Below are 25,215 nucleotides of genomic sequence, written 5' to 3' on the forward strand. Positions count from 1 at the left end.
CAAAATGAGTAACAATAAGATATTAGTAATCGACAATTACGATTCTTTCACCTACAACCTCGTCCATTTACTACAGGAACTCGGACAAGAATACATCGTGTGGCGAAATGACAAATTCGACCTGGAGGATGTCGAACCGTTTGATAGGATTTTGCTGTCTCCTGGCCCGGGAATACCGGAAGAAGCGGGACTTTTAATGGATGTAATCCGTCTATATGCTCCCTCAAAGAGCATCTTAGGTATCTGCTTGGGACAGCAGGCTATCGCCGAAGTATTTGGGGGAACGTTATATAACATGCCTAAACCCCTACATGGTGTTGCGACCGATATTATCATCACCGACGAAACGGAGGAATTGTTTCAAGGTTTTCCTAACGATTCCAAAATTGGACGTTATCATTCATGGGCGGTATCTAAAGAAACCCTACCGACATCTCTTCAGGTAACGGCGGTAGATTCCGATGGGGTGATCATGGCATTGCGCCATAACGAATATAATGTACGTAGCTTACAATTTCACCCGGAGTCAGTATTGACAACAAATGGGAAAAAACTAATAGAAAATTGGCTAAAAAAATGACAATATTAGATAAAATAATAGAACGGAAAAAAATAGAGGTCGCAGAGGCGAAAAAACAAGTTTCGTTAGAAGAACTGGAACAGTATCCGCTTTTCAGCAGGACTTGTTATTCACTGAAAGATTCTGTATTGCACCCCGAACGGACGGGTATTATTGCGGAATTTAAACGGGCGTCTCCATCAAAAGGGCTCATCAATGGAACGTCGAGCGTTGCGGATGTCGTCCGCGGCTATCAGGAGGCGGGAGCTTCGGCGATATCCGTACTGACTGACCCCGATTTTTTTAAAGGCTCTCTTGCAGATTTAAGCGCTGCGCGGGACGTATTAGCCATCCCTTTACTGCGCAAAGAGTTTATCGTAGACACTTATCAGATAGCTGAAGCCAAAGCGTATGGTGCTGACATTATCCTCTTGATTGCCGCATGTCTGCATAGCGACGAAATAAAAACTTACGCCGATTATGCTAAATCGTTAGGGTTAAATGTACTCTTGGAGGTGCATAACGAAGAAGAGCTCCAACGTAGTCTCTTTGATAGTATAGATGCTATAGGCGTCAATAACCGTAATCTAAAGGATTTTGTCGTAGACCTGAACCACTCCTATGATTTGGTGAAGACCATCCCAGATCGTTTTATCAAGGTTTCGGAAAGCGGCATATCTGATCCAAAGACGATAAATGAATTGAAAAATGCTGGTTTTCAGGGATTCTTGATTGGCGAAAACTTCATGAAAACAGGGGATCCTGCAGAAGCGATAAAAACATTCGTCGGAAATTTATAGAGACGCAGGTATTGCGTCTCTATAAATTTATTTCTTCTCGCGTTTTCGCATTCCACGACTGGCACGCTTCTCTGCAATCTTTATTTTATAAGACAACCATTTATCTTTGAATATCTTACGCATCGTGTCATCAAAATAACGCGTGATAAACAGGTTTCTCGCTCCCTTAATTTTTTCACTAAGAGAATTTGCCAGTGCCCGAACGGAAATGGAATATCCCTCGGTTTCATATTGTATATAGTGCCACCATCCTGCTGGCATATAGAGCGTATCACCGGGGTGGATAAGGGCTTCATAACCCTCCAATAACTTTAACGCCGGGTACTCTTCATGGCTGCTTGTTTTTAAATTCGCTATGCTATGAAAGTTATAAGGCAACTTATACATCAAATCGGATTGATTGTTTGGAAAGACCCATATCCGCTTGGTTCCTTGAAATTGCGAAATGAATACATGCGACATATCAATATCGAAATGGTTGCGGGTTGCCGAACCTTCTCCCCCAAAAAACATATACGGAAGCCACTGCACCACTTTACCTCCAGTCACATCATTATAGATAACATCTTTTTTTAGCTCCGGCCGAATCTTCATCAAATTGAAAAGAAACAAGCGAAGCTCTGTTGGCTCTGTACGGATTTTATCAAGATATTCACCAAAACTCATCCTTCCCACTGGGGGACTGGCGGCATGGTTTTGAGATTCTTCTTCACGTCCGTATATGTCTACTTGTTCATTACCCGCTATTTCCTTGAAATAATCGTAACTCCATTTCTGCCAGCACGGACTATCTTTGCTGATAAAATCCTTGATAATAACCGGCTGCCCCTTGTTGAGATAATCCCGAACAAAGTCCTTTGGAGAAATTCCTGATATACTATTTACTGGTTTTAGTTTCACAAGTTCTTACGCTTAACAACTATTTACAAACTTAAAAAAATATTCCTCTTAAATGATGATACGATAATTTTAATTTTATCGGATCCATATGCACGCACAAATTAAATAGAAATATTCTAAATAAGAAATAACAAGCGCCATATTTCTCCTATTTATTCGCCTGTTTAATGTATTGTTCCACCGCCATGGTCATGCTTGGTGCTTCTGGCGTGGGGGCCGGTATATCCAAAACTAAATTATGGTTAAGCAGCTCTTGTTGGGTCGTAGCGCCAAATGCCGCAATTCGTGTATCCTTTTGTTTAAAATCAGGAAAATTCTCGAACAACGATTGTACACTTGATGGGCTAAAGAAAACGATAACATCATAAAATACATTCTCCAAATCTTTGATGTCGCTGATAACGGTGCGAAAGAGCACTGCCGGGGTAAAGTCGTATCCGTTATCTTGTAGCCATTTTTGTGTTTCTTCATTAGCAACGTCAGAGCATGGAAAAAGGAATTTTTCTTTACTATGCTTCTTTAGAACCTCTTCTAAATCTTTAGCAGTTTGCTTCCCAAAGAAAATTTTACGCTTACGATATTGGATATATTTTTGCAGATAAAGCGCAATAGCCTCCGAGATACAGAAATATTTCATGTCAGCCGGCACTTCATATCGCATTTCCTCACATACACGAAAGAAGTGGTCGACCGCATTTTTACTGGTAAAGATAACAGCTGTAAAATCGGCAAAGTTAATTTTTTCCTTTCGCACATCTTTAGCCGGGACACCTTCTACATGGATGAACCCTCTAAAGTCCAATTTCAAGTTATATTTTTCTGCTAAGGCAAAATACGGAGACTTATCATTTTCAGGTTTGGGCAAGGTAACTAAAATACTTTTTACCTTCTTGGCTCTTGCTTCATCTACTTGCATATTCGATTTTTTTAATTGCTCAATGTTCGCACCAATATCAAAATCGGCGCTACTTCAAGTGCGCAAAGATACAGAATTAAATAAAAAACTGAAAACTTTAGATTTCCGAACAAGCGGAAAGCAGTTCTCAAAAACCTATATATGAACAAGATAGACACCAATATACTGAACAAAATTAACAGAATCTTAAAATAGGTAGTAGGAACGAGGGTCACCGTTAATAGAAAAGGCATCAAAAAAAGCATGCTATTAAAGTAAACTAAATAAAGGACAGTGACATATTCTCTCACAAGCCGATCTATTTCAAATACAAACGAAATAAATCTGATTAAGAGTATTTTAATAATAAACAATAGCGCAACAAGAAGAGCCGTTCGTAAATAATTTTCCAAACTGAGAACGTCAAAACGTTCAAAAGAAGACTCCAATAACACAATAAAAAGCCCTAATGCAAGGCTAAAAATGAGATAAAGAAATATATACGGCCAAGATGTCAGCATATTGTCTTCTTTACTCACCTGTTGCAATGTCCGTTCGTCGTAATATGCCTGTACAATCATCGTAAAATCACCTGGAAATGCAAGACGCACGAGTGCAACAGCCAGAAACAACAGAAAAACAACCACCAATACCCATACCGGCCGTTCGCTTTTTATCTCCCCTTGCCCGTGGGAAATGCTTTCGGAGGATTTATTGATGGATTGCATATAATCCAAAGCAGCGACCGGATTTACACTACGGTATTCAATATCTGACAAAAATTGTTCAAGGAGTTTATTTGGACGATCCGTCGACGGAAATATATAATTGAACATATCGATTTCCGTTTCTTTCACGCTTTCACGTATTGTCAACATACGGGTAGTGTCCTCTTGCTCCCACGCTATGCTGATGATCAAACACAGTATGCTACTCAAAAAGATACGCTTCAATAGATACATCCGAAAATTTTCTTACTTTGGCGTAAAGTTAGCATAATATCACCAAGCTAAAAAAGAAAAACACATGACGTTATCTCCTATTGAACGTTGCCCTTGGTGCGGTAACGACAATTTATATGTAAAGTACCACGATGAAGAATGGGGCAAAGAAGTAGATTCTGACACCGTTCTTTTTGAATTTCTTGTCCTGGAATCGGCGCAGGCGGGTTTAAGCTGGATTACAATCTTGCGTCGTAGAGAAGGTTATCGAAAGGCTTTTGCCGAATTTGATTACAAACAGGTTGCACAATTTGATGAGCATAAAATTGATGCACTCGTGCTCGACGAACGTATCATCCGCCACCGTGGTAAAATAGCCGCAACCGTAAAAAACGCACAAATATTCATACAAATACAGCAAGAATTTGGATCATTCTACAACTATCTCTACAGCTTTATGCCAGAGAAAAAACGCATCGTCAACTCGTTAAAAGATTTAAAATCCGCCCAAACACACAGTAAGGAATCGGACGCCATTTCGAAAGATCTCAAAAAGCGCGGCATGAAGTTTTTCGGAACAACGATATGTTATGCATTTATGCAGGCCGTAGGTATGGTTGATGATCATTTGGATAGTTGTGATTTTAAGGCAGTTTCGTAACTTTGCAAAAAAGTTAAGATGGCTGTTAAGATTGGTGAGCATATTGATTTAGGTAAATTTCCGTTGCTACTGGCTCCTATGGAGGATGTCAGTGACCCACCATTCCGTTATGTGTGTAAGCAAAACGGTGTGGATATGATGTACACGGAGTTCATTTCTTCAGAAGGACTAATTCGCGATGCGGCCAAATCAAAACAAAAGCTTGACATCTTTGAATACGAACGGCCTATTGGTATACAGATATTTGGTTCTGACATCGAAAGCATGCGCCAGTCTGCCGAGATATGCACCTTAGCCCATCCGGATTTAATCGATATCAATTATGGTTGCCCGGTAAAGAATGTTGCTTGTCGTGGTGCAGGGGCCAGTCTACTGCAGGATATTGATAAAATGGTTGCCATGACCAAGGCTGTTGTCGATGCCACACCCCTTCCGGTAACCGTAAAAACGCGTCTTGGCTGGGATGATAACACCAAAAATGTATACGAAGTCGCCGAACGCCTCCAGGATGTAGGTATCAAAGCTTTATCGATCCACGGACGTACAAGAGCCCAGATGTATAAGGGGCAGGCCGACTGGAGTATGATACGGGACGTAAAACGTAATCCTCGTATCCAAATCCCTATTTTTGGAAATGGGGATATAGACTCCGTGGAAAAAGCCGCGGCTTGGCGTATGGAATATGAAGTAGATGGCATTATGATTGGACGTGCATCCATCGGATATCCCTGGATATTTCGGGAGATCAAACATTTCTTTGAAACAGGAGAGCAATTGGAAGGCCCGACAATCGAAGAGCGTGTCGAAGTCTGTAAAACCCATCTGATCAAGTCTATTGAATGGAAAGGGGATAAAACCGGTATTTTCGAAATGCGCCGCCATTACGCCAATTATTTTAAGGGTATACCGAATTTTAAGGAATACCGTACAAAATTGGTGGGATTAGGAAACCATAATGAAATTCTGGAGGTACTAGAAGAAATAAAGGAAAGGTTTAAAACGCATACCCAAATCCTACCATCCATTTACCGGTAATAGATTCCATGTTGTCGGTTGTGTTGATAAACTTACGGGCAATGCCTCCACCGACTTCCAACATCAGGTTTCTTTTAAAAAGCCACTTACCTCCTAAACCTACCCCCAGTCCTACCGATGTACGCTGTTCCGTAACCTCTATATAATTCGCATGAGCATCGCTATATTTCTCAAACGTTTCTTCCTTATTGACAATCGGCACAAAAGCTTCCATAAAAAAACCTGCACCATGCGAACCGCCTACATACAGTCGTCCAAATGGTGAAAACTGTATCATTTCGTCCATCGCACCTAAACCCAACAGACTATGTACTCCCAGGCCTACATCTTCGTTAATGGCACGTTCATAGGAGAAATTAAGTACTGGTCCTGCAATTAAAGAGATCGGATCTAACATGATATGATTGGGGCGTGCAGCTGCTCGTTCTCGCCTCGATTCCTGGGCATGACTAACGAATACAAAAGCCATAAAACTCCAAAAAAGCAAAATTTTTCTCATAAAATAATATTAATAAACAAGTAAACGGCACACGAGCTATAAATGCTACGTTATTTCAAATTATTTTTTCGCTGCGACAACAACAGCTGTATATTCTTTCTTTCCAAAAAAATAATCGTTAAACAGAACAATAACAGTAAGCCATTACCAATCCAGAAGTTACTATCAAAAATAAAGAAACTAGCAAGCGAGACGCCTAAACCGCTCACAAGATAAAGAATTATTTTAAGGAAATGATAAGGTATCGGATAATATTTCTGCCCCCAGAAAAGAGACAATCCGATCATCACCAAATAGGCTGCAGTAGTTGTAGCAACGGCGCCTGGATACGAATAAATAGGAATCAGCAGAAAATTTAAGACGATCGTCACTAACGCACCGGTCAACGATATATATAAGGCAAACCGTGTCTGGTCGGTCAATTTATACCACACGGATAGGTTCATATAGATGCCTAGTAAAACAAAGTTTAAAAGTATGAACGGTACGACTTTTAATCCGGTCCAGTAGATGTCTGGTTGGAGTTCATTTCCTTTGATAAAATCTTTAAGCCAATCCAGGTTTACGGTGATACCCACCATGACCAATACCATCAGCATTACAAAGTACTCCATAATCTTGGCATACGTACGGGAGGCATTTTCATTTTTAGCGTATGAGAAAAAGAAAGGCTCTGCACCTAGACGAAAAGCGGTGATAAATAAATTTAGAAAAATAGCAATTTTGCTCACCGCACCGTATATACCAAGTTCTGTTCTTCCGTATTCCCCAGGTAATAATTTCGGAAAAAACATTTTGTCCAGATTTTCATTGATAATAAACGATATATTGGCAATCAAAATCGGGAAGCTGTAAGCTAGCATATTTTTCATGAGCGGTCTGTCGATACGCAGCCTTAATGTCAACATCTCCGGCACCAACAAAAGTAATGTTATGCTACTGGCTAGCAGATTGGAAATAAAAACATAACCTATCCATCCTTCCTGAAACCAACCCGCTGCAAAATTAGCCCAAAAGGTAGACGATTTCGTCCAGCTAGATAAGTAAACGATAAAAAATAAGTTTGAAAGAACAGTGATGAAAATATTGATAAACTTCAGATAGCTATATCGGATAGGACGTCCCTGTGCCCGCAACTTCGCAAAAGGCACTACCGCCAACGCATCAGCTACCAAAATAAATACAAAATATTGGATATATTTGGCATATTCGTCGACATTCTCGTCTCCCGCAAACCAAGTTGCTATTGGATCAATAAAAGTAAAAACAGAGGCCAGCAACAGCAAGGAGGTAATCAAGGTAACAACAAAGCTGTTGTTAAAAACCCTATCCTTATCTTTGGAATCAACTTTTTGCAAAAACCGGAAATACGTAGTTTCCATTCCGAATGCCAGAATAGCATTCAACATAGAAACCCAAGAGTAGAGATAGTTATATAATCCATATACCGCGGCATTTTCAAATTTACGGAGATATATGGGCGTCATCAAAAAACCGATCATACGGGGGACAATGGTCGTAAAACCATATATCACCGTATCACTTACAAATTTTTTGACGGAAGACACAACGGCTATCTTTTCTTTTTTATGACATCAAAATTCTTAAAACCTTGCACGGGGCCTTCAATAGAACTGACTGCTGCAACTTCGGCACGATCAGGCCCTTCGTGGCAAAATTCTAACAGAGCCTCCAATGCAAAGGACTCACCTTCGGCCTCCATATATACCGAACCATCGGGCTGGTTCATAACAAATCCCTTTACCCCGAGCTGATCCGCGACTGCCTTACACGTTGCACGATAATATACGCCTTGCACCTTGCCTGTAATCGTAATATCCAGATGTTTCATTCTTACAAGCAAATGTAAGAAGAAAATGGAAAGAAACTAAGCTATTCTTTTCAACGTGACCCGTTCCGTCAGCCGCAAGTTGTTCATTCCCTCCAGCAGGACTAAACCCGGTGTTTTACCGACCTCGATAGATCCAAGCTGATCGGCAAGTCCCAGCACTTCCGCACCATTAATCGTTGCCCATGGTAGGATTTGCAAGAAATCCAATTGGCTAAAGTGTGAGGAAATCACCTTCAATTCTTCCAGGATATCAAGTGTATCGTTAGAAGCCAAACTGTCTGTACCAATCACCATTCGGTTTTGGTTCGGAACAAAATTGAGGATTTTAGGCAACTTGCCCTCAATGTACAGATTTGATTTTGGACAGACACAAAAGTAAACGTCTCTGCCTAAACGTTCGATAAAATCAATATCCTTTAAGGACATATAAGTATTATGGACTAACATGAGCCTATTGTTCTTCGGCAGGTGGGCAAGGTAAGACTGGATAGAATTTCTGGCCTGCGCTTTGAACGACTCTGCATTCAATCCCATTTCCTTATAAAATTCGAGAAACTCCCCTTGTTTATAGCGATAGAGTTTATTCTCTTCATCGCTCTCTTGATTATGGACACTTAGGATATTATCCTCGCTCACGAGCTTACGAAATGCCTTAAACAGCTCTTTCGAGCACGAATACGGGGCATGCGGCGTAATGGAAGCATGATTAGCATCAAAATAAAATTCAATATCACGTGCTTTATCCACACGGACTTGTATATCTTCCTTTGCCATCGCCATGACTTCTACAAACGTGTGGTATTTTATCCGGCTATTTGTTTTTATTTTTGCCGACAACTCCGTATTAACATGATCGCCCACCGCTTGGATGCCATTATTGTACATGGTCTCATCGGCCGCTTCAATTTTCGCCAAAATGTCCTTTTCTTTTGCGGCCCGTTGTTTCATTACATCCGCCAAAAAACGCGGTAGCCCCGTTCCTTTCTTCGTTTTACCAAGCATGTGGGACAATTCAATATGGCAATGTGCATTGACAAAACCCGGTATTAAGACTCCGTCGTAAAATTCCTTCTTCACATCCGATACTTCAGGGTCCGTTTCTTCGTAGACCCCCTTAATCATACCGGTTTTATCAATCGCAACGACACCCTTTCTCATGAAATTCCCTTTGACAGGAATCACAATGCTTGCTGAAATATACCTCATTTAACTAATTGAATATTTTGTTATTCAGATAGAATCAAAAATGACGCCATAATTTGAGAATATCAAATTAATCTTTACTTTTGCGGTATCGAATAGGGGTGCCTTGTTTTAAACATAAAGACGGGCTGAGATCATACCCAGTCTCGCATAATCGCGGGACGCACCTGATCCAGATAATGCTGGCGTAGGGAGTGGTTAGTTAAATTGGTCACTATTGCAAACCCCTTGTAATAGTATGTTTAACGTAGTTTAATTATTATTTTTTATGTTAAAACATGGAATTATAACCATGGCTATGCTTCTCGGAGCATTCATCACTTATGCACAAAAGCCGGACACCGTTCGTGTGCTCGTCGAAGTACAGGTCATGGCGACACGAGCAGCAAATAACGCTGCAACAACGTACAAAAATATCTTAAAAGAAGACATTAAGCGGGGAAATCTCGGACAGGATATCCCGTATTTACTCGACCAGACACCATCCGTTGTCATCGGTTCAGATGCTGGCGCGGGAATCGGTTATACCAATATGAGGATCCGAGGGTCGGACAATCAGCGTGTCAATGTTACCCTTAATGGTATTCCGTTGAATGATGCCGAGAGTATGGGTTCTTTTTTTGTAAACCTTCCCGATTTTGCATCGAGTTCAGAAAGCATTCAGATTCAACGCGGTATAGGAACGTCAACCAACGGCGCGGGAGCTTTTGGCGCGTCGCTTAATATACAGTCGGATGCACTAGAGCCAACCCCATACGCCGAACTCAACAATAGCGTAGGCTCTTATAATACGTGGAAAAACACCATTAAAGTCGGCTCGGGATTAATTAACGATAAATTTGCTTTTAATGCCCGCTTATCACGGATTAGTTCGGACGGCTATATTGACCGTGCTACCTCTGATTTAAAATCCTTCTATATCGACGCGGGATATTATGGTGAAAAACATCATCTGAAAGCCACCGTGTTCTCCGGCAAGGAGAAAACCTATCAGGCATGGGATGGTGTACCGGAAGAAATGTTGGATGATAATCGTCGCTATAATGGTTTTACGTACGAAAACCAGACCGACAACTACACGCAAACGCATCACCATCTGCATTACAACTATTTTGCATCGGAGCGCACCACGTTTAATATGGCACTACATTATACACGAGGTGCCGGTTATTACGAAGAATACAGAAACGATGAACCATTTAATGCTTATGGTTTAGCGCCTATCGAAATCAGTGGTATAACCATCGACACCACAGATCTCGTCCGTCGCCGTTGGCTAGACAATTATTTTTACGGAACGGTGTTCTCTATCCATCACCAGGTAAATGAAAACCACAACTTGATTTTCGGTGGAGGTGCCAATCAATATCGGGGCGATCATTATGGGGAAGTAATTTGGGCACAGTATGCTTCGGATAGTCAATTAGGTGACAAATATTATCTCAATGACGCAGAAAAAAATGATGTGAATATATACGGTAAATGGAACGCTACTTTCGGTGCGGTACGCCTGTATACAGATTTGCAATACCGCTTAGTAGATTACACTTTTGAAGGGTATAACCACAATCTGGAACTGGCGGATGTGAATGTAAAGCATCACTTCTTCAATCCAAAAATCGGAACGACCTATATATTATCGCCAACCGCAAATCTATACGCCTCGTATGCATTTGGCAATAAAGAACCTGTTCGCAACGACTATGTCGAATCCTCGCCCAACGCTCGTCCTAAAGCAGAGAAAATGCATAATATCGAAGCGGGTTACCGATTGAAACGGGAATCGTTGAATATCGGTGTCAATATGTATGGTATGTTTTATAAAGACCAACTGATTGCAACGGGTGAAATCAACGATGTGGGTGGATCGATACGGGAAAATGTGCCAGACAGCTACCGTATCGGACTGGAATTGGACGGCGCCTGGCAGATATCGGAACAGTTTAGATGGAAAGCAACAGCTGGCCTCAGTGAAAACAAAATCAAAAACTACACGGAATATCTTACGGTAATGGACGAAGACTGGAATGAATTGGACGAACCACAGGTAGAACAGCACTATCGTTCCACGACCATCTCGTTTTCTCCCTCCGTGATCTTGTCCAATGAGCTTTCCTATTCACCCATACGTCCAATGGAATTTAGTGTGGCCAGCAAATACGTATCTAGGCAATATTTGGACAATACACAGTCGGCAGACCGCAGCGTAGACCCTTTCTTTGTAAACAATCTGCGTGTACGCTATAATTTCTCTTTGTTAGGTATTGAAAATATAGACGCAAATTTAGCTATCAACAATATTTTCAATGAAAAGTATGAATCTCACGGTTATACATACGGTGGCATTACCCCTAATGGAACACGACTTTACGGCAATGCGTATTATCCTCAAGCGGAAACAAATTTCATGTTTGGATTAAATATCCGGTTTTAATTTTTTTATCTTGCAGCATGCGAGCAGTTATACAACGGGTTACACAAGCTTCGTGTACAGTAGATGGCGTATGTACCGGAGCAATTCAACAAGGGTTATTGGTATTATTGGGTGTAGAAGAAGATGACACAGAGAAAGAACAGGAATGGTTGGCTCAAAAACTAGTCAATCTTCGTATTTTTTCTGACGAAGCGGGCTTAATGAACAAATCTGTTCAGGATATAGGTGGCAACATCCTTCTTATATCCCAATTTACCTTAATTGCGCAGACCAAGAAAGGTAATCGGCCTTCTTTTATCCGTGCGGCAAGACCCAACAAAGCAGAACCTTTGTACCAAGTTATGGGTGAACGTTTATCTACGCTATTGGGTAAACAGGTACAAATGGGTATTTTCGGAGCAGATATGAAAATAGATCTGCGGAATGATGGTCCGGTAACGATTATTTTGGACACGAAAGAGTAAGGAGATTTAAAGATATGACTATAAAAGAAGCACAAGACCTCGTAGACAAATGGATTAATAGCACCGGTGTGCGTTATTTCAATGAGTTGACGAACACCGCTATGCTGATGGAAGAAGTGGGAGAAGTGGCGCGGATTATGGCTCGGCAATACGGGGAGCAATCCTTTAAAAAATCGGATAAAGAGGTCAATCTAGCAGATGAAATGGCAGATGTATTATTTGTACTTATCTGTCTTGCCAATCAAACAGGGATAGACCTCACCGATGCGTTGCAAAAAAACCTAGAAAAGAAATCCATCCGTGATGCGGACCGTCACAAGAACAACGAGAAATTATTGTAGTGTTATTTCTATTTCCGCAAATACGGGTAAATGATCGGAAGCATACGTTTCGAGGATTGTGTTATAGGTTTTCCAACTGAATTTCGTTTGTTTTCCGACCATAATATAATCGATTTCGTTTTTTGCTCCAGTGTTTGGATGCGTCGGGCCGTTAGTTGTCGTATTTCGGACAAACTGTTCTTCTAAGATTTTAATAGTCTCTTCACTAGGTTTCGCATTAAAATCCCCAACAAGAATCAACGGATTTTCTATTCTTGCACCTAATTCATTTATATAGTTTGCTTGTGCAACTTTATTTTTTGCTTTTAAATCCAGATGCGTATTCGCAAAAGACAGGATTTCGCCAGTGGGCAGCTCCAAATCGACAACGGCTAGCGATCTGTTTTCACTTTTTTCGACCATGGGTAAATCATAGTGTTTATTGCCGACAATTTTATGCTTTGTAAGGATTAACGTGCCGTATTCGCCTTCTTCTAAATCGATACCCTTCGAGAAAAAATAGTGCATCCCTGTCAGGCTTGCCAATTCTTTTGCTTGATCTACCATTTGCGAACGCGATACACGGACATCCACTTCTTGTATACCGACAACATCAGCATCAGCGGTTTTAATAACTTCCGCTATGCGGGGCAAATCGATTTTATTCGGATGGCCCGGCGGATTACCATGATGTATGTTATATGTTAATATGCGAACCGATTGTGCATGGAGCACAACGAAAAAAACACAAAATACAATAGTGGAAAAAAATGTTTTCATGGCATCTAAGTTAGACAAAAAAACATTTTTAATTTATATTTACCCACGATAAACTGTTTTGTCTCTATGAAGTTACTTTCTACCATCTTTTTTATCACTTTATTTTTAGTAAGTCCCCATCCTAAAGCTCAAGATAAACCTCTTACGATCACCGGACAGGAATTTAGCCATGCCGCGGTAGTCACTGCTCATCCCTTGGCCTCGCAGGTTGGCATAGATATACTCAAAAAAGGGGGGAACGCTATTGATGCTGCCATTGCGGTACAATTCGCCCTCGCCGTCGTTTATCCAAATGCCGGAAACATCGGTGGAGGTGGCTTTATGGTATACCGGGGCAAGGATGGTCATGTTGCATCCCTTGATTTTCGCGAAAAAGCATCCGAACACGCACATCGTGATATGTACTTGGATGAAAAAGGGAATCCCATAACGGATCTCAGCCTGTACGGTCAACTCGCCGCGGGTGTACCCGGCTCGGTTGCTGGAATGGAAGAGGCTCATAAAAGATACGGCAGTATGCCCTGGAAAAAGCTCATCCAACCAGCTATTGATCTTGCTGAAAAGGGATTTTCCATCACTACCCAGCAAGCAAGAGAATTTAACAACTATCAAGATCGGTTCAAACAGTTTAATCGGAATGGAGCCGCCATTATTCGGAACGAAGAATGGAAAACCGGCGATCTATTTGTACAGACACAACTTGCAGGCACGTTAAAACGGATTGCTGAACAAGGACGAGATGGTTTTTATAAAGGGGAAACGGCTGATTTCATTATTGCGGAAATGAAACGTGGAAATGGGATTATGACACATGCTGATTTAGCGAACTATCATGCCGTTTGGCGAGAACCCATTGTCGGAACTTATAAGGATTACAAGATTATTTCCATGCCTCCTCCTTCTAGTGGTGGCATTGCTTTGTTAGCATTATTACAATCGGTAGAGCAATACCCTCTGCGTGCTTGGGGCTTCCAATCCGATAGTACAGTAAGGGCAATGGTAGAGGCTGAGCGGCGTATATATGCTGATAGGGCATCCTACCTAGGCGATCCTGATTTTTACAACGTACCGGTACAATATCTAACCGATAAAAAACTTAACCAAGATCGGATGGCAAACGTAAACCTGGCCAAAGCGACACCTAGTTCCGAAGTACAGGCATCGTCCTTTCCGGGTTATGAATCGGAAGAAACCACCCACTTCAGCATTGTTGACAAGGACGGGAATGCGGTTTCATTGACGACTACTATTAACGGATCTTATGGCGCTTATGTATGGGTAGATGGCGCTGGGTTTCTATTAAATAACGAAATGGATGACTTTTCTGTAAAACCGGGAACACCTAATTTGTATGGTTTACTAGGAGGCAAAGCGAACGCCATAGCTCCACAAAAAAGGATGTTGAGCGCGATGACTCCCACCATTGTTGAACAGAATGGACAGCTAAAGATGGTTATTGGAACACCCGGCGGGTCAACGATCATCACATCGGTATTTCAGGGTATTCTTAATGTTCTGGAATTTGGTATGAGTGCACAAGAATCTGTAAACGCACCTCGTTTTCATCACCAATGGAAGCCCGATCGCATTGATGTCGAGGGAAAAGCAGTCGCCGAACATGTCCGTACAAGTTTGGAAAGCGACGGTTATGTCCTCTACCCACGACAATCGATAGGTCGTATGGAAAATATTGTCGTCCTTCCTAACGGGAAATTACAAACGGGCGCGGATCCACGTGGGGATGATGTCGCTGTAGGGTATTGAGATAACGCCTTTACTCCAGATATTTTGGATCGATCTGCTTATTTGCTTTTGCGCCAAGCTGCTTTAGGTTTTCTACTTTTTTGATCACATTTCCCGTACCCGTCGACAACTTTCGCATAGCCTCTTGGTGTTTTTCCGACGCACGTTGCAAATGGGTTTCCATTTGTTCCATATCATTCAAAAATCCTACAAACTTGTCATATAGTAAGCCTGCTTCTTTCGCTATTTCCAATACATTACGGTTTTGGCGCTCCTGTACCCACACACTAGCAATCGTCCGCAATGTAGCCAACAGCGTTGACGGCCCTACAATAACGACTTTCCTATCCCAAGCATTGGAAAATAGATCCGATTTTTCCTTAATAGCAACACTCAAAGCAGATTCTACCGGCATAAACAATAGGACAAAATCTGGAGAATGGATGCCATAGAGATCGTGGTAATTTTTTGCTGATAGCTGCCGGATATGTGATTCGATGGACTGTACATGTTGTTGTAGGTAGTGAACTTGTTCTGCTTCCTCTTCCTCATTCACCCAACGTTCGTACGCCGTCAACGATACTTTAGAATCAATGACCAGATGTTTATTTTCCGGAAGTAAAACAATGGCATCTGGAATTTTACGGCTATTATCTTCGTCAAATACCGCTTGCAGCCTATATTCTTGATCTTTTATCAAACCCGAACGCTCTAATACCCGTTCCAGGATAATTTCACCCCAATACCCTTGCTTCTTATTATCGCCTTTCAGTGCTTTTGTCAGATTATTCGCCTCGTTTTTAATGAGCATACTTTGCTGCATAAGCTGCTCCACTACACCTTTCAATACATTACGTTCTCCAGCTTCTTGCTGGTAAGTACGCTCTACTTTCTCCTCAAACGTTTTGATCTTTTCCTTTAATGGCGTTAGTATCCGATCTAGCTGTTGTTGGTTAACCGCTGTGAATTTCTGCGTCTTTTCTTCGAGAATAGCATTCGCCATCTGCTGAAATTCTAAATGAAACTGTTTTCGTAATTGTTGTGTTTCTTCTTGCTGTGCTTGATATTTCTCTTGTTGTGCCTGTAGATAAGCATTGGTGCCTTCGAGTGTCCGCTCTAACGCTGCGCGTTCACGTCGCTCCGTTTCAAATGCCTGTTCGACAAGCGCTTTTCCCTGCTGTAGCAACCGCTCCCGTTCTTGCACTTTGGTCAGTTCTATCACAGCGGTATTCTTCTCTTGCTCGATTTGCAACAAAGCGCTTTTGGGTATTTTTTGCGTCTGCAACCAAAGGAGCCCAATAATGATACCGAATAAGACGACAATGATAAGAAGTGATAATGTATCCATAAACCTCGTCCCTACTGTAATTTTTGATGGGTTTTCCACCAGAGATCAGGCATATCACCACCTACCGCTTGTTGATAATCTTCATACCGACATGGCACCCAGTAATAACGCTCGTTTACAGATCTAGAACCAAAATAAGGCACTTGCATCCACCAACGATCGGATTTCTTACTCTTGACAAAAACCAATTCGTAATCATCATTTTCTAACGTGGTACGATAAATAATATAAGATGATTTCGGGATAACCGGTGTATCATTTTTACGGCTATAAAATCCGTCAATAAAGCACCATATCATCTGCGCCACCAAACTGCCAGTATGCCCCATAGGATCAAAAGTGGGATTATATTCGTAAAACCCGATTGACGAACACTTATCTGACATTCCTGCATAACGTGTTAACTGACAAGCTTCATCTCCATATAGTCCGTTCGGATTTGCATTAGCATTACCCGGTGCTTCGGACGCCCGTATGGCGCTTATATCGAAACTGACCATATCTGCAGCACGAATTAGGGGCTCTGCCTGATCAAGCTTACCCGCCATCATACCAATACGCATCGTAGTGAAAAATAGCTTATCATACATATTAATAGACTCCTTGCTCACTAAATAGGTTTGATAAGCTAGGTTACTTAGATTAAACAGATAGTCGGGTTGATGCAGAATAATATGATTGAGGTAGGTATTCGAGGTTAACGGGGGATTTTCTACATGATCTTGATCCAAATCAAATCGGGCATCGATAACCGCTATTTCCACACGTTGTTCCAGCCCTTCGTAACCTGTATATTGGGCGTAGGTGAGATCCTGTCCCCCTCCTATTATAACGGGTATTATATCCTGCTTCACCAATTCTTCCACCACGGTTTTTAAAGCGATGTACGTATCTTGTATCGTTGCGCCAGCTTGAATATTCCCTAAATCAGCTACACGCACATCATAATCGCCTTGATAGAGATTATAAAAATGCTTTCGCACCGCATTTGGCGATTTCTTCACTCCCCCGTTATTACTAGATGCTCGCTCCTCTTCGACACCCACTAAGGCTATATGTGGTTTTTTTTCCGAATCTTCCAGATCGGGGAAGGACGTTTCATAAGCCTGTATAATTTTTCCGAATTGCGAATTATAAAAATCAGTGCCAGAACAAAAGTCCTGTGTCACGATAGGTGTAAAGAAATCAGCTAAAGACATGTTAACAAAGTAAAAGGTAATATTTAAAAAGTCAAAAGCGAAAGTTTCCACAAATTGTGAAAAGAAAAAAATAGCCGTTTTTTGCACTTGCAAACCCAGTATCAATAGGTTATCTTTGGGCGGAGCAATTTCAACGACAATTCGATATAGGTGATATTAGTAACAGGCGGAACAGGTTTTTTAGGATCCACATTGATTAAGTTATTAATCGATGAGGGAAATGCCGTTCTAGCTATCAAGCGTGAACAGTCTGAAATTCCCGAACTATTACGTTCTTCTTCCCTAGTGGAATGGCTGCCTGCGGATATCACGGATTATTTCGCTTTAGCCGATGCTTTTGATGGGGTGACACAGGTATATCATTGTGCCGCTAAAATATCCTATCAAAAAGAGGACTGGGCGGCCATGTTGCATACGAATATCGAGGGCACCAAACATATTGTCAATCTTTGTTTGGAGCACGGTGCTCGCTTGGTGCACGTGAGTTCTATTGCCGCCCTAGGTTCTCCGAAAGCGGGCGAATTGATTTCTGAACAAAGTAAATGGGATGATGGGGCTGACCATTCCAAATATGCTCTTTCTAAGCATGAAAGTGAAATAGAAGTATGGCGCGGCATTATGGAGGGATTGGAGGCTGTTATCGTCAACCCCTCCGTCATTATGGGTGTTGGTTCTGGCAAAAAGGCCTCTGGAGCAATCTTTAACTTGATCGAAAAAGGAATTAAAGTTTATCCTCCAGGAACAGTGGGCATTGTGGATGTAGAAGATGTGGTCAAAATCATGACACTACTAATGAACAATCGGGGGATCAGTGGTGAACGCTTCGTACTAAACAGTGAAAACCTTACCAATAAAAATTTATTGGAACGTATCGCCAAACTACTAGATAAACCAGCTCCAACGATTAAAGCAACACCTTTTATGCTTAGCATAGCCTGGAGGGTGGCCAAGATTATCGCCTTATTCAAAGGAGGGCGTCCGGCATTGTCGCGTGAAACTGCAAAAGCTTCGGCTTCTCATTTGGCTTATACAAATAAGAAAGTGACTGACACTACAGGATACTGTTTCAAGCCGGTTGATTTAACTTTGAAAGAAATGAGCATGGATTTTAAAACTTATAAATGAAAAATTATTACATCATCGATTTCGATAGCACATTCACGCAAGTCGAAGCTTTGGATGAATTAGCAAGAATATCCTTAGAAAATCATCCCGACAGGGAACAAATTTATCAACAGATAGAGGACTACACCAATCTTGCGATGGAAGGAAAGATTTCCTTTCGAGAGAGCTTAACTGGTCGTGTCCAACTCTTGAGTGCAAATAAAAGTCATCTGGACAAGTTGGTAACCCATCTGAAAAAAAAGGTGTCCCGATCATTTGGTCGAAATAAGGAGTTTTTCAAAAAAAATAGAGACACTGCACTTATTGTGTCGGGCGGATTCAAGGAGTTTATTACGCCCGTCGTAACACCCTATCACATCCAAAAAGAGAATATATATGCCAATACGTTCAAATTTGACAAAGATGGCAACATCATCGGATATGACGAAAACAACCCGCTTTCCGATGAAGGAGGTAAAGTCAAACTGCTCCACGAGCTTAAATTGGACGGCAGAATATTCGGTATTGGTGATGGTTATTCGGATTTCCAGTTAAAGGAATCTGGTCTAATTGAGAAGTTCTTCGCTTTTACTGAAAATATCTCACGAAAAAGTGTAACGGACAAAGCTGATCACATCACGCCTAGCTTTGATGAGTTCTTATATGTGAATGATCTCCCACGCGCTATTTCCTATCCTAAAAACCGTATTTTATGTGTTATTGTGGGTGACGTACCGGAAATTGCTGTCCATATTTTAAAAAGGGATGGTTTCTCTGTGCGGGTAAAAGACACTTTCGAAGACAAATACACGAAAGATGTCGGTCTGCTTTTATTGGCTGATGGCGTACACATTGAGGATGAACAATTATCCCAAGCAGACAAATTAAAAACCATTGGATATCTGGGTGACGTAAAAGGATCTATAAACAAAAATATATGCACCGAAAAGGGCATTGTCATTTTTGATGACAAAAAGTATAAAAAACGTAACGCGGAATTTATTCCAAGACGTATGGCGGACTTCATCAATAATGGGGATACCTACATGAGTCGAAACTTCCCGAACTTGACATTGCCTCGTCTTACGCAGGCACATCGTTTGTTGCATATCCACCAAAACGTGCCCGGCATCATGGCGCAGATAAATAATGTATATGCTGAAAACGAGATCAATATTATTTCACAATTTCTAATGACAAAAGGAGAAATCGGATACGCTGTTACAGATATTCATACGGCATATGATAGAGATGTTCTAAAGCAATTAAAACAGATCGACAATACCATAAAGTTTAGGATATTGTATAAATAAAGTTAGGTGTTATCACGATATCCAAAGGCACATCCAATGGGTCTACGTCATCGATTTTTTCGACGGGTTCAAATAGTGATACACCTATCTTTAGACAATCCGGGCGACACTTCGCCAAAAAACGGTCGTAGAATCCCTTCCCGTATCCTATTCTATTGCCGGTTTTATCAACAACTAATAAAGGAACTAATACGACATCCAGTTGTGTTTCGGCTATCGTTTCTCCGTCGACAGGTTCTACGATTCCCCAAGCATTTTCTTCTAGCACAACATTGTCGGCTAACAGAAAATGTTTCATGGAATGGTCTTTCTGTTCGGAACGGCTAACAACGATATGTACATCGGGACAATACACTCGGATATTCGTTATAAACGACCACATATCCGGTTCATTTTGCCCGGTAATAGGCAAAAAAGTATGAATGTAGTGCATCCCTTTCCAATCAAATTGTAAAAGCTGATTCAATATACCCGTATTGAACGAACTGATCTGCATCTCCGTTAAGAGAGAACGCTTTCGCTTATAATTTCTCCGTAGTTCCGCTTTTGTCATGCTCGATTAATAAAAAACGGCCTTGCGCCTGAGAGGCTAACAAGACCGCATAATCAACCTAACCTAATATTTTTTTATTTTACGCGCTCGATATAATCTCCCGTACGTGTATCCACTTTCACTTTATCTCCTTGGTTGATAAATAAAGGTACACGAATCTCGACCCCTGTCTCGACTGTTGCATTTTTCAAGGCGTTTGTCGATGTGTCACCTTTCACGGCAGGCTCCGTATAAGTTATCTCCAATTCTACAGATGCCGGTAGGCTTGCCATAATAGGCTCATCGCTTTCAAACGCAACCAATACATTCATACCCTCTTTCAAAAATCGCGCCGCATCGCCAAACAAGGCTTTTGGAATATTGAATTGCTCGTATGTATTGTTATCCATGACAACGAAGAAATCCGCGTCATCATATAAATATTGATAATCATTTGTTTCTACACGGGCAATCTCTACCTCTTCGTCTGTCCTAAAACGATATTCTACCAACTTTCCTGTCCGCACATTACGCATTCTCGCTTGATAAAATGCGCGCAAATTTCCCGGTGTACGGTGGATATATTCTTCCACAGTAACTAGCTCTCCATTAAAACGAAGTATATTCCCTGATTTTACCTCAGATGCTTTTGACATAACAATCTATTTGAGTTTAGTGTAACAAAAGTACGAAATATCCACTTCTTATAAAAACGATAATTTTTCCCCCTTATAGGAAGTTATATTTATTTGCTCATCACAAAAGGCATATTCTTTTTCTTGGTTGGAACCTATTATCAATATCCGATCGGTTCCGATAGTGCGCTCTATCAAAGATAGGTACCAATCTTCTCCTGCAGTATCCAAATTGCTCATAGGCTCATCAAGCAGCACCATGTTACTGGATGAACAGCAGGCCAATGTCAGCTTAACACGCTGTTTCATTCCCGAAGAGAAAAAACGAATTTCTTTATCTAAGGCTTTTTCTAAATGCAATATCCTAACGACTTCACCCAAATCAAACCCAGATAGGTAGGATTTGAATTTAAAATGAAATGAAATCAGCTCCCTCAGTGTAAACTCTTCAATCAGTTCCATATAAGGAGCTGCGACCGTCAACTGTTGATAAACACCTTCTGTTAGTATGCGTTGAGTAGATATATTTTCGTAGACGATTTCCCCCTCACTTGGTGCAAGACTTCCGGAAATCACTTTCAACAAAGTAGATTTGCCCGAACCATTTGGCCCCAGTATTGCATATTTCTTGCCAAATGAAAAGGTATAATCCATATGGCGAAAAATCCATTCTTTATTATACCGTCTACCTAAATTTTGTAAAGTTACAATCAATAAGCTTTTTTTAAAGTGTCGAGGTTCTCCCCTGATTAAAACCCTTAATTACGCCGCGATTGGAATTACGGACAAAGGAAAGTATTTCATCTCTTAATTCTGTCGGCGCAAATTCTGCTTCTACCAAATCGAGTGCTTTGGTCAGATTGCGGTGCTGGACGAACAATACCCGGTAGATATCCTGGATTTCTGTAATCTCTTCCGTACTAAATCCTCTGCGACGCAATCCAACAGAATTGATACCTGCATAAGCAATAGGCTCCCTGGCCGCTTTGATAAATGGTGGAACATCTTTTCTCACCAGCGTTCCGCCCGTCACAAAGGCATGCGACCCGATTTTACAGAATTGATGAACAGCGACCATACCTGCAAGAACAACATAGTCTCCAACGGTGATGTGTCCCGCCAGTGTACTGGAGTTGGAGAAGATACAATTATCTCCTACGAAACAATCGTGAGCAATATGGCTATAGGCCTGAATAAGACAATTTTTTCCAATGACGGTCTTATACCTATCTTTTGTACCTCGATTAATGGTTACACATTCCCGAATCGTGGTATTGTCGCCAATCTCCGCAGTCGTAATCTCACCTTCAAATTTTAAATCTTGTGGCTCGCCCGAGATAACAGACCCTGGGAAGATACGACAGTTTTTTCCAATACGGGCTCCATTCATGATGGTAACATTGGACCCGATCCAAGTTCCCTCTCCAATTTCTACATCCCGATGAATGGTGGAGAATGGTTCTACTACCACGTTTTGTGCTATTTTAGCCTCTGGATGTATGTATGATAACGGTTGTATCATGCTAATTACCTTTTACTTTTACAATTTGAGCCATAAGCTCTGCTTCACTTACTACCTTGTCACCTACCATGCCTACGCCCTTCATTCTGGCTATTCCGCGACGAATAGGTTCGAGCAACTCGCAGCTGAAAATAATCGTATCACCGGGAGTCACTTGATTCTTAAAACGGGCATTTTCTATTTTTAGGAACAGTGTAAGCCAATTTTCTGGATCAGGAACTGTATTTAAGACTAAAATCCCCCCTGTTTGTGCCATTGCTTCAATCTGTAATACCCCTGGAAATACCGGTGCTTCCGGAAAATGTCCCATAAAAATATCTTCATTCATCGTAACATTTTTTAATCCTACGACGTGTGTTTCCGATAATTCCAGAATTTTATCGACCATTAACATTGGCTGACGATGCGGTAAAATTTTCATTATTTGTACCGTGTCATAAACAGGTGTCATGTTCGGATCGTAAATTTTTATGTTTTTACGATTCTTATCATTTTTAATTTGTGCTTTTATTTTCTTCGCGAAAGCCGCATTTGCAGCATGCCCTGGGCGGGCTGCCATAATATGCCCTTTAAGCGGGCGCCCTACTAACGCCAAATCACCAATCATATCCAGCAATTTATGTCGTGCTGGTTCATTTTGATAACGTAATTGAATATTATCCAAGATGCCCTCACTGGCAACTTCCACCGTTTTATTAAATAAACCAGATAGCTTGTCCAACTCTTCCTTACTCACCTCTTTATCCACAATAACGATGGCGTTGGATAGATCTCCTCCCTTGATTAAGTTATGGTTGACCAGGCTTTCCAATTCATGTAAGAAGCAGAATGTCCTTGAACCGGAAATTTCATTTTTAAATTCCGTAATATTACTGATAGATGCATGTTGGCTTCCCAATACAGGCGAATTAAAGTCGATCATACAAGTCAAGCGGTAACCATCCAACGGCATCGCTATGATTTCGACTTTTCTATCCTTGTCCACATAAACAATATTATCCTGAATTTCATAATAGTCTCGATCTGCTTCTTGATCGATAAAGCCAGCTTCCACTAACTTCTCTACAAAAATTCTGGAGCTACCGTCTAAAATGGGAACTTCCGGACCATCTATTTCGATTAGAACGTTATCAATTTGAAGGCCGACCAACGCAGCCATCAAGTGTTCAATAGTACTGATCGATGCTCCATTTTGGGAAATGGTCGTACCACGTGATGTATCGGATACATTATCTGCATCAACGGCCACGATAGGCCCTCCCTCCAAATCAACCCTTTTAAATTTATACCAATGAAATTCCGGCGCAGGTTTAATCTTCATGTTCACAGCTTTCCCCGTGTGCAATCCAATCCCTGAAATCGATATTTCAGATTGTATCGTCCTCTGTTTTACATTCATATCTAACATTCTAATTAGCAAATTTATCGAGTTTCGTTATAGAGTTCTTTAAGACGGGCTTCCAGTTCAGCAATACGTTGCTCCAGTGCGGGCAACTTACTGTATATAACCTGCGAACGTAAGTTCCTGCTATAGGGCATAGCAGGACTCCCTCCCCATTTCTTATTTTCTTGGTCAATAGATCTATTAACGCCCGATTGGGCTTGAATTTGTGATCCCGTTGCTACTTGAATATGGCCCACGACTCCTACTTGTCCACCTAAGACTACATTCTCTCCAATTTTCGTACTTCCCGAAATACCTGTTTGGGCTGCTGCTACCGTATTGGCACCGATCTCTACGTTATGGGCTATTTGTATAAGGTTATCCAATTTCACTCCTGTACGAATGGTCGTAGAACCAAGCGTAGCACGATCTATTACCGTATTAGCGCCTATCTCTACTTGGTCTTCAATGACTACATTGCCAATCTGAGGCACTTTTCTATACGTACCATCTTTTTGTGGTGCAAAACCAAATCCATCACTACCTACTATCACACCACTGTGAAGTACCACACTATCTCCGATTTTACTATCGTGATAAATCCTAACTCCTGGATAAATTACAGTATTATCTCCAATGGCAACGCCATCTCCAATATATACTTGCGGATATATCTTCACCTTGTTGCCGATTACAACATCTCGTCCGATATAGGAAAAAGCGCCTAAATATAGCTCTTGCCCTATACGTGCCGATTCATGGATGAAAGAAGGCTCTTCGATTCCGCTCCGTTCGTTACGCAATTGGTCATAGATACGCAAAAGCTCTGAAAAAGCGGAGTATGCGTCTTTTACACGGATTAGACTAACCTCGACAGGTTTTATCAACTGCAAGTCCTGATTGACGATAACGACAGACGCTTTCGTTTCATAAAGGAAATGCTCGTATTTTGGGTTTGATAGGAAGGCCAACGCCCCCTCTTCGCCCTCTTCAATCTTAGCCAATTGATTTACAAGAACATCGGGATTGCCTTCAACGTATCCGTTCAATAATGTTGCTATTTGATTTGCAGTAAATTGCATCTTACAAATG

The 25,215-nt window shown here is 41.2% G+C and carries 26 protein-coding genes; 10 read left to right on the plus strand and 16 right to left on the minus strand.

The window, feature by feature from the left end; genetic code table 11:
- Window positions 1-4 precede the first annotated feature (4 nt).
- Window positions 5-580 (plus strand): anthranilate synthase component II, encoded by a 576-nt coding sequence (locus FXV77_RS15385; RefSeq protein ID WP_148920128.1) that lies wholly within the window; start codon window positions 5-7, stop codon window positions 578-580.
- The gene (trpC, locus tag FXV77_RS15390) at window positions 577-1,359 is read left to right on the plus strand and encodes an indole-3-glycerol phosphate synthase TrpC (protein ID WP_148920129.1); all 783 of its coding nucleotides are present in this window, start codon (window positions 577-579) and stop codon (window positions 1,357-1,359) included. Before FXV77_RS15385 ends, trpC begins: the two co-directional genes overlap by 4 nt.
- A gap of 27 nt (window positions 1,360-1,386) precedes the next feature.
- On the opposite strand, the gene FXV77_RS15395 is transcribed toward trpC, so the two are convergent.
- The 3 genes from FXV77_RS15395 to FXV77_RS15405 form a co-directional block, all read right to left on the minus strand.
- On the minus strand, window positions 1,387-2,259 hold the full coding sequence (locus tag FXV77_RS15395) for a cupin-like domain-containing protein (RefSeq protein ID WP_148920130.1): 873 nt from the start codon (window positions 2,257-2,259) through the stop codon (window positions 1,387-1,389).
- Window positions 2,260-2,407: 148 nt separating this feature from the next.
- Entirely contained in the window at window positions 2,408-3,175 is a 768-nt protein-coding gene (locus tag FXV77_RS15400; protein ID WP_148920131.1) for a uroporphyrinogen-III synthase, read from the minus strand.
- Window positions 3,176-3,186: 11 nt separating this feature from the next.
- Complete coding sequence (locus tag FXV77_RS15405; RefSeq protein ID WP_148920132.1) at window positions 3,187-4,116, minus strand: DUF4271 domain-containing protein; 930 nt, start codon at window positions 4,114-4,116, stop codon at window positions 3,187-3,189.
- Between the two features lie 64 nt (window positions 4,117-4,180).
- Here FXV77_RS15405 and FXV77_RS15410 point away from each other — a divergent pair, with 64 nt between their 5' ends.
- The gene (locus tag FXV77_RS15410) at window positions 4,181-4,756 is read left to right on the plus strand and encodes a DNA-3-methyladenine glycosylase I (protein ID WP_148920133.1); all 576 of its coding nucleotides are present in this window, start codon (window positions 4,181-4,183) and stop codon (window positions 4,754-4,756) included.
- An 18-nt stretch (window positions 4,757-4,774) separates the two neighbouring features.
- Entirely contained in the window at window positions 4,775-5,791 is a 1,017-nt protein-coding gene (gene dusB / locus FXV77_RS15415) for a tRNA dihydrouridine synthase DusB (RefSeq protein WP_148920134.1), read from the plus strand.
- Here dusB and FXV77_RS15420 read toward each other — a convergent pair.
- Genes FXV77_RS15420 through FXV77_RS15435 form a run of 4 tightly spaced genes read right to left on the minus strand, consistent with a single transcriptional unit; the run spans window position 5,751 to window position 9,348 of the window.
- Complete coding sequence (locus tag FXV77_RS15420) at window positions 5,751-6,290, minus strand: hypothetical protein (protein ID WP_148920135.1); 540 nt, start codon at window positions 6,288-6,290, stop codon at window positions 5,751-5,753. The two genes, dusB and FXV77_RS15420, sit on opposite strands and share 41 nt — an antisense overlap.
- A gap of 50 nt (window positions 6,291-6,340) precedes the next feature.
- Window positions 6,341-7,858, minus strand: coding sequence for an MATE family efflux transporter (locus FXV77_RS15425; protein ID WP_246162483.1), 1,518 nt, complete (start codon window positions 7,856-7,858; stop codon window positions 6,341-6,343).
- A gap of 5 nt (window positions 7,859-7,863) precedes the next feature.
- Complete coding sequence (locus tag FXV77_RS15430) at window positions 7,864-8,142, minus strand: acylphosphatase (RefSeq protein ID WP_148920136.1); 279 nt, start codon at window positions 8,140-8,142, stop codon at window positions 7,864-7,866.
- Window positions 8,143-8,178: 36 nt separating this feature from the next.
- Complete coding sequence (locus tag FXV77_RS15435; RefSeq protein WP_148920137.1) at window positions 8,179-9,348, minus strand: amidohydrolase family protein; 1,170 nt, start codon at window positions 9,346-9,348, stop codon at window positions 8,179-8,181.
- Between the two features lie 289 nt (window positions 9,349-9,637).
- Between FXV77_RS15435 and FXV77_RS15440 the strand changes: the two genes are divergently transcribed.
- The 3 genes from FXV77_RS15440 to FXV77_RS15450 are packed head-to-tail and all read left to right on the plus strand — an operon-like array spanning window position 9,638 to window position 12,584.
- Window positions 9,638-11,779 (plus strand): TonB-dependent receptor, encoded by a 2,142-nt coding sequence (locus tag FXV77_RS15440; RefSeq protein ID WP_246162484.1) that lies wholly within the window; start codon window positions 9,638-9,640, stop codon window positions 11,777-11,779.
- 17 nt (window positions 11,780-11,796) lie between these two features.
- A complete protein-coding gene (gene dtd / locus FXV77_RS15445; protein WP_148920139.1) occupies window positions 11,797-12,243 on the plus strand; it encodes a D-aminoacyl-tRNA deacylase in 447 nt (148 codons plus the stop codon).
- A gap of 14 nt (window positions 12,244-12,257) precedes the next feature.
- Complete coding sequence (locus FXV77_RS15450) at window positions 12,258-12,584, plus strand: nucleotide pyrophosphohydrolase (protein WP_148920140.1); 327 nt, start codon at window positions 12,258-12,260, stop codon at window positions 12,582-12,584.
- Here the strand turns inward: FXV77_RS15450 and FXV77_RS15455 are convergent.
- Window positions 12,576-13,343: an endonuclease/exonuclease/phosphatase family protein gene (locus tag FXV77_RS15455; RefSeq protein ID WP_148920141.1), complete on the minus strand. Its 768-nt coding sequence runs from the start codon at window positions 13,341-13,343 to the stop codon at window positions 12,576-12,578. The genes FXV77_RS15450 and FXV77_RS15455 overlap by 9 nt on opposite strands.
- Before the next feature lie 66 nt (window positions 13,344-13,409).
- On the opposite strand from FXV77_RS15455, the gene ggt reads away from it, so the two are divergent.
- Window positions 13,410-15,107, plus strand: a complete 1,698-nt coding sequence (ggt, locus tag FXV77_RS15460; RefSeq protein ID WP_148920142.1) for a gamma-glutamyltransferase — start codon at window positions 13,410-13,412, stop codon at window positions 15,105-15,107.
- A gap of 10 nt (window positions 15,108-15,117) precedes the next feature.
- On the opposite strand, the gene rmuC is transcribed toward ggt, so the two are convergent.
- On the minus strand, window positions 15,118-16,434 hold the full coding sequence (gene rmuC / locus FXV77_RS15465; RefSeq protein ID WP_148920143.1) for a DNA recombination protein RmuC: 1,317 nt from the start codon (window positions 16,432-16,434) through the stop codon (window positions 15,118-15,120).
- An 11-nt stretch (window positions 16,435-16,445) separates the two neighbouring features.
- Entirely contained in the window at window positions 16,446-17,633 is a 1,188-nt protein-coding gene (locus FXV77_RS15470) for a formimidoylglutamase (protein WP_148920144.1), read from the minus strand.
- 150 nt (window positions 17,634-17,783) lie between these two features.
- Here FXV77_RS15470 and FXV77_RS15475 point away from each other — a divergent pair, with 150 nt between their 5' ends.
- Window positions 17,784-18,758, plus strand: a complete 975-nt coding sequence (locus FXV77_RS15475) for an SDR family NAD(P)-dependent oxidoreductase (protein WP_148920145.1) — start codon at window positions 17,784-17,786, stop codon at window positions 18,756-18,758.
- Window positions 18,755-20,050 (plus strand): HAD-IB family phosphatase, encoded by a 1,296-nt coding sequence (locus FXV77_RS15480; RefSeq protein ID WP_148920146.1) that lies wholly within the window; start codon window positions 18,755-18,757, stop codon window positions 20,048-20,050. Before FXV77_RS15475 ends, FXV77_RS15480 begins: the two co-directional genes overlap by 4 nt.
- Here FXV77_RS15480 and FXV77_RS15485 read toward each other — a convergent pair.
- The 6 genes from FXV77_RS15485 to lpxD form a co-directional block, all read right to left on the minus strand.
- A complete protein-coding gene (locus FXV77_RS15485) occupies window positions 20,031-20,603 on the minus strand; it encodes a 5-formyltetrahydrofolate cyclo-ligase (protein ID WP_148920147.1) in 573 nt (190 codons plus the stop codon). The genes FXV77_RS15480 and FXV77_RS15485 overlap by 20 nt on opposite strands.
- Window positions 20,604-20,677: 74 nt before the next feature.
- Window positions 20,678-21,238, minus strand: coding sequence for an elongation factor P (gene efp / locus FXV77_RS15490; protein ID WP_148920148.1), 561 nt, complete (start codon window positions 21,236-21,238; stop codon window positions 20,678-20,680).
- Window positions 21,239-21,286: 48 nt separating this feature from the next.
- Window positions 21,287-21,871: an ABC transporter ATP-binding protein gene (locus tag FXV77_RS15495; protein ID WP_317132160.1), complete on the minus strand. Its 585-nt coding sequence runs from the start codon at window positions 21,869-21,871 to the stop codon at window positions 21,287-21,289.
- A gap of 70 nt (window positions 21,872-21,941) precedes the next feature.
- Window positions 21,942-22,739 carry an acyl-ACP--UDP-N-acetylglucosamine O-acyltransferase gene (gene lpxA, locus FXV77_RS15500; protein ID WP_148920150.1) on the minus strand — a complete coding sequence of 266 codons (798 nt, stop codon included), beginning with the start codon at window positions 22,737-22,739 and terminating at the stop codon, window positions 21,942-21,944.
- 1 nt (window position 22,740) lies between these two features.
- Window positions 22,741-24,138 (minus strand): bifunctional UDP-3-O-[3-hydroxymyristoyl] N-acetylglucosamine deacetylase/3-hydroxyacyl-ACP dehydratase, encoded by a 1,398-nt coding sequence (locus tag FXV77_RS15505; protein ID WP_187444155.1) that lies wholly within the window; start codon window positions 24,136-24,138, stop codon window positions 22,741-22,743.
- Between the two features lie 23 nt (window positions 24,139-24,161).
- Window positions 24,162-25,205 carry a UDP-3-O-(3-hydroxymyristoyl)glucosamine N-acyltransferase gene (gene lpxD, locus FXV77_RS15510; protein WP_148920152.1) on the minus strand — a complete coding sequence of 348 codons (1,044 nt, stop codon included), beginning with the start codon at window positions 25,203-25,205 and terminating at the stop codon, window positions 24,162-24,164.
- Window positions 25,206-25,215: the final 10 nt, after the last annotated feature.

The sequence above is a fragment of the Sphingobacterium phlebotomi genome (assembly GCF_008180195.1).
Taxonomy (GTDB): domain Bacteria; phylum Bacteroidota; class Bacteroidia; order Sphingobacteriales; family Sphingobacteriaceae; genus Sphingobacterium; species Sphingobacterium phlebotomi.